The organism is Dongia sp. (genome assembly GCF_041905885.1).
Taxonomy (GTDB): domain Bacteria; phylum Pseudomonadota; class Alphaproteobacteria; order Dongiales; family Dongiaceae; genus Dongia.
Window position 1 is genome coordinate 75,915 of the sequence record NZ_JAYRKD010000017.1, and the last position, 13,728, is coordinate 89,642.

At 64.6% G+C, this 13,728-nt stretch carries 14 protein-coding genes; 12 read left to right on the forward strand and 2 right to left on the reverse strand.

Features of this window, described 5'->3' with window-relative positions; genetic code table 11:
- The first annotated feature begins 24 nt into the window (after window positions 1–24).
- Entirely contained in the window at window positions 25–612 is a 588-nt protein-coding gene (locus ACH2CY_RS17320; RefSeq protein WP_395020564.1) for a DUF4166 domain-containing protein, read from the forward strand.
- Between the two features lie 253 nt (window positions 613–865).
- On the opposite strand, the gene ACH2CY_RS17325 is transcribed toward ACH2CY_RS17320, so the two are convergent.
- Complete coding sequence (locus ACH2CY_RS17325) at window positions 866–1,531, reverse strand: TetR family transcriptional regulator C-terminal domain-containing protein (protein ID WP_395020565.1); 666 nt, start codon at window positions 1,529–1,531, stop codon at window positions 866–868.
- A 212-nt stretch (window positions 1,532–1,743) separates the two neighbouring features.
- Here ACH2CY_RS17325 and ACH2CY_RS17330 point away from each other — a divergent pair, with 212 nt between their 5' ends.
- From ACH2CY_RS17330 to ACH2CY_RS17380, 11 genes are all read left to right on the forward strand, one after another.
- Complete coding sequence (locus tag ACH2CY_RS17330) at window positions 1,744–3,099, forward strand: NAD(P)-dependent oxidoreductase (protein WP_395020566.1); 1,356 nt, start codon at window positions 1,744–1,746, stop codon at window positions 3,097–3,099.
- A complete protein-coding gene (gene preA / locus ACH2CY_RS17335; RefSeq protein ID WP_395020567.1) occupies window positions 3,092–4,369 on the forward strand; it encodes an NAD-dependent dihydropyrimidine dehydrogenase subunit PreA in 1,278 nt (425 codons plus the stop codon). The genes ACH2CY_RS17330 and preA overlap by 8 nt, the downstream gene beginning before the upstream one ends.
- Window positions 4,370–4,441: 72 nt before the next feature.
- The gene (locus tag ACH2CY_RS17340) at window positions 4,442–5,632 is read left to right on the forward strand and encodes a M20 family metallo-hydrolase (RefSeq protein WP_395020614.1); all 1,191 of its coding nucleotides are present in this window, start codon (window positions 4,442–4,444) and stop codon (window positions 5,630–5,632) included.
- Complete coding sequence (locus ACH2CY_RS17345; protein WP_395020568.1) at window positions 5,622–6,461, forward strand: ABC transporter ATP-binding protein; 840 nt, start codon at window positions 5,622–5,624, stop codon at window positions 6,459–6,461. Before ACH2CY_RS17340 ends, ACH2CY_RS17345 begins: the two co-directional genes overlap by 11 nt.
- 8 nt (window positions 6,462–6,469) lie before the next feature.
- Window positions 6,470–7,378 carry an ABC transporter permease gene (locus tag ACH2CY_RS17350; protein ID WP_395020569.1) on the forward strand — a complete coding sequence of 303 codons (909 nt, stop codon included), beginning with the start codon at window positions 6,470–6,472 and terminating at the stop codon, window positions 7,376–7,378.
- Entirely contained in the window at window positions 7,378–8,505 is a 1,128-nt protein-coding gene (locus ACH2CY_RS17355; RefSeq protein WP_395020570.1) for an ABC transporter permease, read from the forward strand. Before ACH2CY_RS17350 ends, ACH2CY_RS17355 begins: the two co-directional genes overlap by 1 nt.
- Before the next feature lie 17 nt (window positions 8,506–8,522).
- Entirely contained in the window at window positions 8,523–9,527 is a 1,005-nt protein-coding gene (locus ACH2CY_RS17360) for an ABC transporter substrate-binding protein (protein WP_395020571.1), read from the forward strand.
- 204 nt (window positions 9,528–9,731) lie between these two features.
- Window positions 9,732–9,857 (forward strand): hypothetical protein, encoded by a 126-nt coding sequence (locus ACH2CY_RS17365; RefSeq protein ID WP_395020572.1) that lies wholly within the window; start codon window positions 9,732–9,734, stop codon window positions 9,855–9,857.
- Between the two features lie 374 nt (window positions 9,858–10,231).
- Window positions 10,232–11,188, forward strand: a complete 957-nt coding sequence (locus ACH2CY_RS17370; protein ID WP_395020573.1) for a sugar ABC transporter substrate-binding protein — start codon at window positions 10,232–10,234, stop codon at window positions 11,186–11,188.
- Window positions 11,189–11,275: 87 nt separating this feature from the next.
- Entirely contained in the window at window positions 11,276–12,409 is a 1,134-nt protein-coding gene (locus ACH2CY_RS17375) for an ABC transporter permease (RefSeq protein WP_395020574.1), read from the forward strand.
- A gap of 1 nt (window position 12,410) precedes the next feature.
- On the forward strand, window positions 12,411–13,211 hold the full coding sequence (locus tag ACH2CY_RS17380) for an ATP-binding cassette domain-containing protein (RefSeq protein WP_395020575.1): 801 nt from the start codon (window positions 12,411–12,413) through the stop codon (window positions 13,209–13,211).
- On the opposite strand, the gene ACH2CY_RS17385 is transcribed toward ACH2CY_RS17380, so the two are convergent.
- A complete protein-coding gene (locus tag ACH2CY_RS17385; protein WP_395020576.1) occupies window positions 13,208–13,681 on the reverse strand; it encodes a PAS domain-containing protein in 474 nt (157 codons plus the stop codon). The two genes, ACH2CY_RS17380 and ACH2CY_RS17385, sit on opposite strands and share 4 nt — an antisense overlap.
- Window positions 13,682–13,728: the final 47 nt, after the last annotated feature.

Genomic DNA, 13,728 nt, shown 5'->3' on the forward strand with positions numbered 1-13,728 from the left:
GGCAGGTCGGGGGGCCACGCCGTCTTGTTCGGGGGAGACCGCAAGCGCGTCGCTTTTGCTTCGGGCGCGGCGCCTGAGCGCGGGCCGCAGAACGCGCTGATCGAATGCATGGACGGTGCCTTCGCGCGGCTGCCGGACCTGGTCCAGAAAGCCCATCACGGCACCATCAAGCTGTCGGGTACGGCCAAGGTGGAGCGCGGCGGCGGTCTCGGCGGCTTGGTCGCCGCGATCATGGGCCTGCCGAAATCCAACCCGAAGGCCGAGCTGGTGGTGATGGCCTGGCACTTCCCCGACCAGATCGTCTGGTCGCGGAGCTTTGACGGCAAGATCTTCGAAAGCACCTTCAGACTAGACGATGATCTGCTGGTCGAACAAATGGGGCCGCTGTCACTCTATCTGCAGCCAATGTGCGAAGGCGGCCGGCTGGTCTACCGCCTGCTCGGGACGCAGATCGGCCCGATCACCCTGCCGCGCTTTCTCGCGCCCTCGATGAACGCCTGGGAGAGCGAGAAGGACGGGAAGTATGCGTTCGAGGTTTCGGTGGGGCTGCCGTTCTGCGGGCAGGTGATCCGTTATTCCGGCGCGCTCGATCTAGAAGTAATGGCGACGTAAGAGTCGAATTGAGTGAGGCCGCATGAAAAGCGATCGACCGCCGTTCCCCATAGTCTTCAGAGCGGGACTCCAGAAGTCCTGGAAGCTGGCCGCCTTCTCGACTGCGATGTTTATGGTGGTGGGCTGGGTGCTGGAGGGAGACCGTAAGCAGCTTATGACGGCCGGTATCTTCTTCGCGATCATGTTTGCATCGCGATTCATTGCGGAATGTTGGCGCCCGAGCCCGATCGTAGGCGATCAAGCAGGCGACCGGTCACGGTCGCAGCCCTAGCCCTCTGAGCACGATCTCCGTCGTCTGCCCGGCCGCGGCGTCGTAGTCGGCGGGCTTCAGCGACTTCCTGCCCAGCACCGCGGCGATCTGCACGGCGAAGTCGGCGTAGGTCTGGGTCGCCGCCCAGAGCATGAAGAACAAGTGCCGCGGATCGACCGGCTGCATCTTGCCGGCCTTGACCCAGCCGTCGATCACCTTGGCCTTGCGGGCGACCCAGTCCTTCAATTCGGTTTCGAGAAACCCGCCGAGCTGCGGGGCGCCGTGAATCAACTCGTTGGCGAAGACCCGCGATGCCAGCGGCCGCCGCCGGGCGAGGTCGATCTTCGCCGCGATGTAATGAGCGAAGGCTTCGGCCGGATCGGATTCCGGCTGGATCTCGTCGGCGGTGCCGAGCCAGAGGTCGAGGATCCGCTCCATCACCCGGCGATAGAGCTCCTCCTTGGTCTTGCAGTAATAGTGCAGGTTCGGCTTCGGGATACCGGCGCGCCGCGCGATCTCCGACATCGCGGCGCCGCTGAAGCCGTGCTCGGCGAAGACCGCTTCGGCGGCGGCCAGGATCTTCGCCTCGATCTTGGCACGCGCCTGTTCGCGCGGGCCTGCTCCCGCGGTGTCGCCGCCGTCGCCGGCAGGCTTAGGGGCCGAGTCCATCCATCCTCCCATGCCGGCCGGCGCTTGGCAGGCCGCGCGGCCTTGGCTGTTGCCGCCATTCTAGCGCATTTCCGGGGACCCCGCGAATAAAACTTGATCGATCGGTCAAACTTTGGCAGGCTTCTGCAATAGGGAGTTGCGCGCCCGTAACGGTTCTTCTGCCTAACACCGAGCCGACCGGGAGCGCACGAGAGCTTGAAGGGAGACTGCCAATGGCACCTGCACCCCACGGTGGCATGGTGGGCGGCTCGGCCGGACATTTGTCGCGCGCCGAGATCGACGATAATTTCGCCGACATCAAGCCGATGCTCGACAAGAAGCGCGCGATCGTGGACAGCGCGCGCTGCTTCTTCTGCCATGATGCGCCCTGCGTCGAGGCCTGCCCGACCGGCATCGACATCCCGAACTTCATCCGCATGATCTCGACCGGCAACACCAAGGGTGCGGCCGAGAAAATCCTGGCCGAGAACATCTTCGGCGGTATGTGCGCGCGGGTCTGCCCGACCGAGATCCTCTGCGAGCGTTCTTGCGTGCGCAATACCTCGGAGGACAAGCCGGTCGATATCGGCGCCTTGCAGCGCTATGCGGTCGATCAGCTGATCGAAGCGGGGCACCAGCCTTTCACCCGTGCGGAGTCGAGCGGCAAGAAGATCGCCGTGGTCGGCGGCGGTCCGGCCGGCATGTCCTGCGCGCATCGGCTTGCGGTGCTGGGGCATGCGGTCACGGTCTACGAAGCACGGCCGCATCTCGGCGGCCTCAACGAATACGGCATCGCCGCCTACAAGACGGTCGACAACTTCGCCCAGCGCGAGATCGATTTCATCCTCTCGGTCGGCGGCATCGCGGTGAAAGCGGGGCAGCGTCTCGGCAAGGACGTGCAGCTCGCCGATCTCGCCCGTGACTATGATGCGGTCTTCCTCGGCATCGGCCTCGGCGGCGTCAATGCGCTGGATCTGGCCGGCGAAGGCGAGTTGAAAGGTGTGCTCGATGCGGTCGGCTATATCGCCGAGCTGCGTCAGGCCAAGGACAAGGCAGTGCTGCCGGTCGGCCGGAAAGTGGTGGTGATCGGCGGCGGCAACACGGCGATCGACATCGCGATCCAGACCAAGAAGCTCGGCGCCGAGGACGTGACGATCGCCTATCGCCGCGGTGCCGAGAATATGAGCGCCACCGGGCATGAGCAGGAATTCGCCCAGGTCTCCGGCGTCAAGATCAAGCATTGGGTGAAGCCGGTGAAGCTCGTGGGCTCGAACGGCGCCATCGCCGGCATCGAGCTCGAATACACGCGGATGAACAACGGCAAGCTCGAAGGCACCGGCGAGACCTTCACCATCGAATGCGACCAGCTGTTCAAGGCGATCGGCCAGACCCTCACGCCGCCTTCCGGCCTCAACACCGCGAAGGGCAAGATCGTGGTCGATCAAGATTTCAAGACCAGCATGCCAAAAGTCTGGGCCGGCGGCGATTGCGTTGCCAGCGGCACGGACCTGACGGTGCAAAGCGTGCAAGACGGCAAGCTCGCGGCGCATGCGATCGACCGCGCGCTCAGGAGGAACGGCCATGGCTGATCTCAGCACCAACTTCGTCGGCATCAAGTCGCCGAACCCGTTCTGGCTGGCCTCGGCGCCGCCGACGGACAAGGAATACAACGTGGTCCGCGCCTTCAAGGCGGGCTGGGGCGGTGTGGTCTGGAAGACCCTGGGCGAAGACCCGCCGGTGGTGAACGTGTCGTCGCGCTACGGCGCGCTGCACATCAACGACGACCGGATCGTCGGCTTCAACAACATCGAGCTGATCACCGACCGGCCGCTCGACGTGAACCTGCGCGAGATCAAGCAGGTGAAGCGCGACTGGAAGGACCGGGCGCTCATCGTTTCGCTGATGGTGCCCTGCGAGGAGATGAGCTGGAAGAACATCCTGGCGCGGGTCGAGGAGACCGAGGCGGACGGGATCGAGCTCAATTTCGGCTGCCCGCATGGCATGTCGGAGCGCGGCATGGGCTCGGCGGTCGGCCAGGTGCCGGAATACGTCGAGATGGTCGCCCGCTGGTGCAAGCAGCACACGCGGATGCCGGTCATCGTCAAGCTGACCCCGAACGTCACCGATGTGCGCAAGCCCGCACGGGCGGCGAAGAAGGGCGGGGCCGACGCGGTCTCGCTCATCAACACCATCAACTCGATCTGCGGTATCGACCTCGACCATTTCGCGCCGATGCCGATGGTGGACGGCAAGGGTACCCATGGCGGCTATTGCGGCCCGGCGGTGAAGCCCATCGCCATGCACATGACGGCCGACATCGCCCGCGACCCGGAGACCCACGGGATTCCGATCTCGGCGATCGGCGGCATCGGCAACTGGCGCGATGCGGCGGAGTTCATCTCGCTCTCGGCCGGCACGGTGCAGGTCTGCACCGCGGCGATGCATCACGGCTTCCGCATCGTCGATGACATGATCACCGGCTTGAGCAACTGGATGGATTCCAAGGGCTACAGACACATCGACGACTTCCGCGGCAAGGCCGTGCCGAACGTCACCGACTGGCAGTTCCTCAACATCAACTACAAGTCGGTCGCGGTCATCGACCAGGACAAGTGCATCCAGTGCGGGCTCTGCCACATCGCCTGCGAGGATACCTCGCACCAGTCGATCGCGGCTTTGCGGGTGGATGGCAAGCGGCGCTACGAGGTGATCGAGGCGGAATGCGTCGGCTGCAATCTGTGCCAGCATGTCTGCCCGGTGCCGGACACGATCAGCATGGTTTCGGTCGATACCGGGAAACCTTACCTCAATTGGACTCAGGACCCGCGCAATCCGCATGCTAAAAAGGCGGCGGAATAAAGAAGAATCAGACAGGAGTGACAGGTGGCGACCAATCTCAAGGTGGACGGCGACCGGCTGTGGGACAGCCTGATGGAGATGGCCAAGATCGGCGCCACGGCCAAGGGCGGCGTCTGTCGCCTGGCTTTGACCGATCTCGACCGCGAGGCCCGCGACCTCTTCATCACCTGGTGCCGCCAGGCCGGCTGCACGATCAAGATCGACAAGATGGGCAATATCTTTGCCCGCCGCGCCGGCAAGGATGACTCCTTGGCGCCGGTGATCACCGGCAGCCATATCGACAGCCAGCCCACGGGCGGCAAGTTCGACGGCATCTACGGCGTGCTCTCCGGCCTCGAAGTGATCCGCTCCCTGAACGATCTCAAATATGAGACCAACCGGCCGATCGAAGTCGCGGTCTGGACCAACGAGGAAGGCTCGCGTTTCGCGCCGGCCATGGTGGCGTCGGGCGTCTTCGCCGGCGTGTTTGACCTGGAATACGGCCTCAGCCGCGCCGATCCCAGCGGCAAGACCATGGGCCAGGAGCTGGAGCGGATCGGCTATGCCGGTCCGGAGGAGGTCGGCAAGCGGCCGGTCCATGCCTTCTTCGAGGCGCATATAGAGCAGGGCCCGATCCTGGAGAACGAGAAGAAGACCATCGGCATCGTCCAGGGCGCGCAAGGCCAGCGCTGGTTCGAAGTGGTGATGACCGGCCAGGAGGCCCATGCCGGCCCCACGCCGATGAAGGTGCGCAAGGATGCGCTGGTCGGCGCGGCGCATGTGGTGACCGCGGTCAACAAGATCGGCCACGGCAACCAGCCCTTCGCCTGCGCCACCGTCGGCATGATCACCAACAGCCCCAATTCCCGGAACACCATCCCGGGCAGCGTCTTCTTCACGGTTGATCTGCGTCATCCGGAGGACTCGGTGCTCTCGAAGATGGCGGCCGAGGTGAAGGCCGCGGCCGAGGAGGCCTGCAAGCAGCATGGCCTCTCCATAGACTTCAAGGAGATCTGGTATTCGCCGCCGGTGAAGTTCGATGCGAACTGCGTCGCCGCGGTGAAGAAGGGGGCCGAGGAGCTCGGCTTCGATGCCATGCCGATCATCAGCGGGGCAGGCCACGATGCCTGTTATTTGAGCAGGGTGGCGCCGACCGCCATGGTCTTCATCCCCTGCGAGGACGGGATCAGCCATAACGAGATCGAGAACGCCACCAAAGGCGATTGCGCCGCTGGTTGCGACGTGCTGCTTCGTGCCATAGTGGAACGCGCGAATGCCGTCTGACGGCGACGCGCGGCTGACGCAGGCGGCGGCCGCAGATACAGTGGGGAATGCCGTGGCCGGCGACGTCGTCATCGATATCCGCAAGCTCAGCCTGACGTTCCAGACGGCGGACGCGCCGGTCCATGCGCTGACCGACATCGACCTCCAGGTCCGGGCGGGCGAGTTCGTGTCGCTGATCGGCCCGTCGGGCTGCGGCAAGACCACCTTGATGCGGATCGTCGCCGATCTCGAGCAGCCGACCGGCGGCACCGCGCTGGTCAACGGCATGACGCCGCAGGAAGCGCGGCTGAAGCGCGCCTACGGCTACGTGTTCCAGGCGCCGGCGCTCTATCCCTGGCGCAACGTGCTCGGCAACGTCACCCTGCCGCATGAAATCTTCGGCACACCCGACCGCGAAACGACGGCGAAGCGCTATCTGGACCTGGTCGGCCTCACGGGCTTCGAGAAGAAGTTCCCCTGGCAGCTTTCCGGCGGCATGCAGCAGCGGGTCTCGATCGCGCGCGCGCTCAGTTTCGATCCGCAGATCCTGCTGATGGACGAGCCGTTCGGTGCGCTGGACGAGATCACCCGCGACCGCATGAACGAGGAGCTGCTCTCGATCTGGCGCAAGACGCAGAAAACCGTGATCTTCGTGACCCATTCGATCGACGAAGCGGTCCTGCTCTCGACCCGGATCGTGGTGATGAGCGCGCGGCCGGGGCGAATCGTCGAGGTGATCGACAGCACGCTTCCGCCGGACCGCAGCCTGGAGACCCGCGAGAGCCCGGAAGCCATCGCGCTGGCGCATCGGGTGCGCGAGGGCCTGAAGGCCGGGCATTCTTATGACTGACCCCGCCCATGACTGACGTTGCGATGCCGGGCGGCCTGGGTGCGCTGGTCTCGCCGCGCGGGCGTGTGATGCCGGTCGTGACCATCGTCGCAGCGATCGTCGTGCTCTGGTACCTGCTGGCCATCCTGCTCAACTGGCCGCAGGTCACGGCCATGATGGCGAACAACAACCAGACCGGCACGACGACGGAAATCATCGGCGCCACCTGGTCGATGGAACGGCCGGTGCTGCCGGCGCCGCACCAGGTCCTGGCCGAGTTCTGGAAGACCACCTTCGAGACCGCGCCTTCCTCCAAGCGCTCGCTGGTCTACCACGCCTGGATCACCGCTTCGGCGACCATGCTCGGCTTCGCTTTCGGCGCAATCCTCGGCATGCTGCTGGCGGCGGGCATCGTGCATGTGAAGACGCTCGACCGCAGCCTGATGCCCTGGATCATCGCCTCGCAGACCGTGCCGATCCTGGCGATCGCACCGATGGTGATCGTGATTTTGGGCTCGATCGGCATGGTCGGGCTGGTGCCGAAGGCGATCATCGCGATGTATCTCTGCTTCTTCCCGGTCACCATCGGCATGGTGAAGGGGCTGCGCTCGCCGGACCTGCTGCAGCTCGACCTGATGCGCACCTACAGTGCCGGCCCGTGGCAGATCTTCTGGAAGCTGCGGCTGCCGGCCTCGATGCCCTTCCTCTTCGCCAGCATGAAGGTGGCGATCGCGATTTCCCTGGTCGGCACCATCGTCGGCGAGCTGCCGACCGGTGCCAGCGGCGGCATCGGCGCGCGGTTGCTGGCCGGTTCCTATTACGGGCAGACCGTGCAGATCTGGTCGGCCCTGTTGATGGCCGCGATCCTCGGCTCCGTTCTGGTCTATGCCATGGGCGGGATCGAGCGCCTCACCCTGAAGCGGATGGGGGTGCGGTGATGAACCCCGGCATGAGCTGGAAGGACCGCCTCGGCGCGCATCTGCCGCTCCGCTTCATCGCGGCGCTGTGCATCATCTTCAGCTTCTGGATGCCGGTCGGCACCTATGACGACGATGTGATCTTCTGGGGCGCGTTTCCGCAGGCCCTCATCACCATGCTGATCGGCCTGGGCGGTCTCTCGGTGGCGCCCTGGGTGATGCTGCGCATGGCTGCGCTCGGTTTGGCCGCGGCGGCGCTGATCATGCTGCCGACCGCCGAGTTCCAGATGGGCCTCACCGCAAGCGGCTTCTGGCTGGCCCTGGTCGGCGTCCTGCTGTTTGCCTGGATCGTCATGGCGGATCTTGCGGCGATGAAGCGCAACCGCTGGCGCGACATCGCCATCCCGCTGATCTTCGGCCTGCTGCTGGTCTATCTCTGGCAGGCGGTGGTGATCGGCTTTGCCGTGCCGAAGGTGCTGCTGCCGGCCCCCACGGCAATAGCCACGGCCATCGCTGCGGGCACTGCGATGCTGTGGGACGACTTTGCGCAGACTTTCCTGAAATCCGTGCTGGCCGGCTTCGTGATCGGCAATGCGGTCGGATTCCTCACGGCACTGCTCGCCGACCGCTATCCCTTCCTGCAGCGCGGGTTGCTGCCCTTGGGCAACTTCGCCAGCGCCGTGCCGATCATCGGCATCGCGCCGATCATGGTGATGTGGTTCGGTTTCGGCTGGGAGTCGAAGTCGGCTGTGGTCGTGCTGATGATCTTCTTCCCGATGCTGGTGAACGCGCTGGCCGGGTTGCAGGCCGCCGACCGGATGTCGCTCGACCTCATGCGCTCCTATGGCGCGAGCTATGCGGAGACCTTGCTGAAGCTCAGGCTGCCGAGCGCGCTCCCCTTCATCTTCAACGCCCTGAAGATCAACTCGCCCCTGGCGCTGATCGGCGCCATCGTGGCCGAGTTCTTCGGCTCGCCGACCGCGGGCATGGGCTTTCGCATCAACATCGAGAACGCCCGGATGGGCCTCGATGTCGTCTGGGCCACCATTGCCGTCGCCGCGGTTGCCGGATCGGCGTTCTACGGCATCATCGCGCTCCTGGAGCGCGCTTTCACCTTCTGGCATCCTTCCTATCGGGCACAAAACTGAGAAACAGGAGAGGCATAATGAAACTCAGCATGACCATTGGCGGCATGGCGACCGCGATCGCGCTCTGCATGGCCGCCACCGCGGCAAACGCCGAGGACCTGACCCTGCAGCTGAAATGGGTGACCCAGGCGCAGTTCGCCGGCTATTACGTCGCCCAGGAGAAGGGCTTCTACAAGGACGAGGGGCTCAACGTCACGATCAAGGCCGGCGGCCCGGACGTGAACCCGAGCCAGGTGATCGCCGGCGGCGGCGCCGACGTGGTCGTGGACTGGATGCCGTCCGCGCTCGCCACCCGCGAGAAGGGCGTGCCGCTGGTCAACATTGCGCAGATCTTCCAGAAGTCCGGCCTGATGCTGACCTGCCGCAAGGACAGCGGCATCAAGTCGCCGGCGGACTTCAAGGACAAGACCTTGGGCGTCTGGTTCGGCGGCAACGAGTATCCGTTCCTGAACTGGATGAACAAGCTCGGCCTCAAGACCGACGGCAGCGCCGGCGGCGTCAAGGTGCTGAAGCAGGGCTTCAACGTCGATCCGATCCTGCAGAAGCAGGCCGACTGCATCTCGACCATGACCTACAACGAGTATTGGCAGATCATCGAGAGCGGCCAGCTCAAGGCCGACGACCTCGTCACCTTCAAGTATGAGGACGAAGGTGTCGCGACGCTCGAGGACGGGCTCTATACCCTCGACGCGACGTTGAAGGATCCGGCCAAGGTCGCGGCACTGGCGAAGTTCCTGAAGGCCTCGAAGAAGGGTTGGGAATACGCGGTCGCCAACCAGGACGAAGCGGTGAAGATCGTGCTCGAGAACGACGAGACCGGCGCCCAGACCGAAGGCCACCAGAAGACCATGATGCAGGAGATCGCCAAGCTGGTCGGCGAGAATCCGAAGGGCACCGGCTATCTCGACGAAGCCGCTTACGAGCGCACGGTGCAGACCTTGATGTCCGGCGGCTCCGATCCGGTCATCACCAAGGCGCCGGAAGGGGCCTGGACCCACGACATCAGCGACGCCGCGAAATAAGCATCGCGCATATCGTCGTCGTCATCAGCCCCGGCCAAGGCTTCGGCCGGGGCTTCTTTCATGGAAAATTAGCTGTAAATGCGCGGCTTTCGGGTGGCGATCCGTCGCAGCGGCTCACGCTGATTTTAAGTGTTCCGCAACCCATATGAAGGAAAGTGAGGTCATCAGCCGACCTTGGTCGGCCGCTTCGATTGGAGAAAGATCATGGAGCCGATTTTCCTCGGCGCGGTGTTCGCGATCATGTGGCTCTCGTCCAGCCTGCTGGCCGACGATCTCGAGAGCCTGCGAGCCACCGAGCAGCGCCTCGCGCGTTGCCCGCGTCACGCCTGATCGACATCAGATAGGCGTCAGGAGAACGCCGCTGACCCACGATGGTGCGTGGGTCAGCGGCGTTTTCTTTTTGGCCCCGGCCCCCTTCCCGAAAGCTTTCTGAGCCCTGCCTTCGCGCCTGGAACCTGCCGCGCCGACCCTTGTGGCGGGCATGGAATAAATATTCCGATTGCAGCTCTACTATGAAACCCGTATTCTGTTGAGGTAAAATGAGGTTCTGCCGGGAAGGGCGGGGCCTCGCCGCCAAGGCCTTGATCGGGGAGCCATCTCCGGCCGAGAGACTGGGCGGGCAGAGATCGGCCAGGACGGCCAAACGCCGGCCCTGAGAACCCGTGTGAAGGGGCTAAAGGCCGGCGGCAACTTGGGAGGACAGAATGAATACTGGAATTGTACGCAGACTGCTTTTGGGCGCCGCCCTGGCGATCCCGATGCTCGGCGGCGCTGCCGTCGCGCAGGCCGACGGCGAGCGCTTCGTCTTCGTCAGCCACGCGCCGGATTCCGATTCCTGGTGGAACGTGATCAAGAACGCGCTGAAGGATTCCGAGAAGGATTTCGGCGTCACCGTCGAGTATCGCAACCCGCCGACCGGTGACCTCGCCGACATGGCGCGGATCATCGAGCAGGCGACCGCGACCAAGCCGGCCGGCATCATCGCCACCATCGCCGACATCGGCGTGCTGAAAGGCCCGCTGCAGGCGGCGATGGCCAAGGGTATTCCGGTCATCACCGTCAACTCCGGCACCGCCGCGGAGTCGAAGGAGATCGGCGCGCTGATGCATATCGGCCAGCCGGAATACGACGCCGGCAAGGGTGCGGGCGAGCGCGCCAAGGCCGCGGGCGTCACCAAGTTCCTCTGCGTCAACCATTACATCACCAACAACGCCTCGGTGGAGCGCTGCCAGGGTTACGCGGATGGTCTCGGCGTGAAGCTCGGCGACCAGATGATCGATTCCGGCATGGATCCGACCGACGTCTATAACCGGGTGAAGGCGTATCTCACCGCGCATCCGGACACCGACGGCATCCTGACCCTCGGGCCCAACTCGGCCGATCCGGTGATCAAGCTCCTCAACGACACCAAGTCGGCGTCGAAGTACAAGAGCTTCATCACCTTCGACCTCGACAGCGACATCTCGAAGGCGATCAAGGACGGCGTGGTGGAATCCGCGATCGACCAGCAGCCCTACCTGCAGGGCTATCTCGGCGTCGCCTTCTTGGTGAAGTATGTGCGGCTCGGCATCATCCCGGCCAACAACGTCAACACCGGTCCGGGCTTCGTGACCAAGGCGAACATCGCCCTGGTCGAGAAATACGCCGGCGAATACCGCTAAGCTTATCCGACAACCAGACTGAGCCCATTTGACTGAGTGGGGAGCGGGCGCCAGCAACAGGCGCCCGCTCCAGTTCAGGAGACCAGCATGACGAGCTCCGACCACGCGGCGCAATCCGAGCGCATTCTGCAGAAGGCGCGCGACGAGCGGCTGAAGAGCCAGGCGCGTTGGCGCAAGTTCCTGCAGCATCCGGAGTTCGGCGCACTGGCCGGCGTGGTCCTGGTCTTCATCTTCTTCGGCTTCACCGCCGGCGGCACCGGCATGTTCGGCGCCGACGGCATCCTCAACTGGACCACGGTCAGCGCCCAGCTGATCCTGATCGCCTGCGCCGCCGCGATCCTGATGATCGGCGGCGAGTTCGATCTCTCGGTCGGCTCGATGATCGGCTTTGCCGGGATGATGATCGCGATCCCGATGGTCTATTTCGGCTGGTCGGCACTGGCCAGCACCGCCTTCGCTTTCGCCGGCGCGCTCGGCGTCGGGTTCCTGAACGGCTGGATCACGGTCAGGACCCGGCTGCCGTCCTTCATCGTGACCCTGGCCTCGCTCTACATCCTGCGCGGCCTCACCATCGCGCTCTCGATCGTCTTCTCCAACCGCACCATCGTCTCCGGCGTCAAAGAGGCGGCCGGGGACAGCTTCATCCCGGCCTTGTTCTCCGGCATCGCCTTCCGGCCGCTGTTCGTGTGGTTTTCCCAGGTCGGCGTGATCGACCAGTTGGCCGACGGCTCGCCCGCGGTGCAGGGCGTGCCGGCGGTGATCCTCTGGGCGCTCGGCCTGGCGCTGATCGCCCATGTCGTGCTGACCCGGACGCGGGTCGGCAATTGGATCTTCGCCGCCGGCGGCGACGCCAATGCGGCGCGCAACGTCGGCGTCCCCGTGAACCGCGTGAAGATCTCGCTCTTCATGTTCACCACCTTCTGCGCCACCGTCTACGCCGCCGGCCAGGTCTTCGAGTTCGGCTCCGCCGCCTCCGACCGCGGCCTGCTCAAGGAGTTCGAGGCGATCATCGCCGCGGTGATCGGCGGTTGCCTGCTGACCGGCGGCTACGGCTCGATCGTCGGCGCCTGTTTCGGCGCCCTCATTTTCGGCGTGGTGCAGATGGGCATCCTGTTCACCGGCGTGCCCAATGACTGGTTCCGCGTCTTCCTGGGCGCGATGCTGCTGACCGCGGTGCTGTTCAACAACATGATCCGTCGCCGCGTGACGGGGGAGCGCTGACATGGCTGCTGCTGAACAGAGCTCTCCAGTGCAGCCGCTGATCGAGATCAAGGATGTCACCAAGTTCTTCGGCCCGGTGGTGGCGCTGACCGGCGTCTCGATGACGGTGAACGCCCGCGAGGTGCATTGCCTGCTGGGCGACAACGGCGCCGGCAAGTCGACGCTGATCAAGACGCTGTCGGGCGTCTACCAGCCTTCCGAGGGCGAGATCCGGATCGAGGGCCGGCCGGTGCATTTCACCACGCCGCGCGACGCGCTGGACCGCGGGGTGGCGACGGTATTCCAGGACCTTGCCATGATCCCGCTGCTGTCGATCACCCGGAACTTCTTCATGGGCCGGGAGCCGGCCAAGCGCAAAGGTCCCTTCGCCTTCATCGACATGAAACATGCCGACGCGATCACCCGCGAGGAGATGAAGAAGATCGGCATCGACATCCGCGATCCCCAACAAGCGGTGGGCACGCTCTCGGGCGGCGAGCGGCAATGCGTGGCCATTGCCAGGGCGGTCTATTTCGGCGCCAAGGTGCTGATCCTTGACGAGCCGACCTCGGCCTTGGGCGTCGCGCAGACCTCGATGGTGCTGAAATATGTCCGCCAGGTCCGCGCGCGGGGCTTGGGCGTCATCTTCATCACCCACAATGTCCGCCATGCCTATGCGGTCGGGGACCGCTTCACCATCCTCAATCGCGGCAAGACCATGGGCACCTTCGCCAAGGCCGAGATCAGCCTCGACCAACTGCAGACCATGATGGCCGGCGACAAGGAGTTGCAGGATCTGGCCGAGCTCGAGGGGACGATCTAGCGGCGGCCAGTATTCTGCCGCATGAAGTCGATGAAGATCATGATCATGTCGACCCGCTTGTGGTCGCTGGCGAGCGGGCAGAGCACGGATTCGACGAACAGGTAGTCCTTGTGCGGGCCGACATAGTTCGGCTTGATGAACAAGGGTTCGCCGCTCTCCGCGACATGCTTGTGATAGTCCCAGATCGTGCTCGGCGGCCGCTGGTATTCCACCTCGGACATGAACTTGCCGGTCCAGTCCGCGGTCATGTGGTTGCGCAGCCCGGTGCCGACCAGCCGGTAGCGGAAGTCCAGCGGCTCCCACTGCACGTCTTTCAGCATCATGAATCGGACTAGGCCCGGAATCTCGAGCAGTGGATCGAAGGCGCAGCGCGCCGGAATTGCCCCGCCCTCCCGCTTGGATTTCCAGTAGCGGAAGCCCTCGATGATGATCTCCGACGTGAGCTCCTGCTCGGTGATGATGGCGGACATCCGGCGACCCGCATCCGACAGCCAACGGACCGATCGTGTCACCCCGG

Coding starts and splice junctions, on each gene's coding strand:
- preA (WP_395020567.1), top strand. CDS start 3,092: ATGGCTGATCTCAGCACCAACTTCGTCGGCATCAAGTCGCCGAACCCG.
- ACH2CY_RS17330 (WP_395020566.1), top strand. CDS start 1,744: ATGGCACCTGCACCCCACGGTGGCATGGTGGGCGGCTCGGCCGGACAT.
- ACH2CY_RS17355 (WP_395020570.1), top strand. CDS start 7,378: ATGAACCCCGGCATGAGCTGGAAGGACCGCCTCGGCGCGCATCTGCCG.
- ACH2CY_RS17385 (WP_395020576.1), bottom strand. CDS start 13,681: ATGTCCGCCATCATCACCGAGCAGGAGCTCACGTCGGAGATCATCATC.
- ACH2CY_RS17365 (WP_395020572.1), top strand. CDS start 9,732: ATGGAGCCGATTTTCCTCGGCGCGGTGTTCGCGATCATGTGGCTCTCG.
- ACH2CY_RS17350 (WP_395020569.1), top strand. CDS start 6,470: ATGACTGACGTTGCGATGCCGGGCGGCCTGGGTGCGCTGGTCTCGCCG.
- ACH2CY_RS17340 (WP_395020614.1), top strand. CDS start 4,442: ATGGAGATGGCCAAGATCGGCGCCACGGCCAAGGGCGGCGTCTGTCGC.
- ACH2CY_RS17375 (WP_395020574.1), top strand. CDS start 11,276: ATGACGAGCTCCGACCACGCGGCGCAATCCGAGCGCATTCTGCAGAAG.
- ACH2CY_RS17325 (WP_395020565.1), bottom strand. CDS start 1,531: ATGGACTCGGCCCCTAAGCCTGCCGGCGACGGCGGCGACACCGCGGGA.
- ACH2CY_RS17370 (WP_395020573.1), top strand. CDS start 10,232: ATGAATACTGGAATTGTACGCAGACTGCTTTTGGGCGCCGCCCTGGCG.
- ACH2CY_RS17380 (WP_395020575.1), top strand. CDS start 12,411: ATGGCTGCTGCTGAACAGAGCTCTCCAGTGCAGCCGCTGATCGAGATC.
- ACH2CY_RS17345 (WP_395020568.1), top strand. CDS start 5,622: ATGCCGTCTGACGGCGACGCGCGGCTGACGCAGGCGGCGGCCGCAGAT.
- ACH2CY_RS17360 (WP_395020571.1), top strand. CDS start 8,523: ATGAAACTCAGCATGACCATTGGCGGCATGGCGACCGCGATCGCGCTC.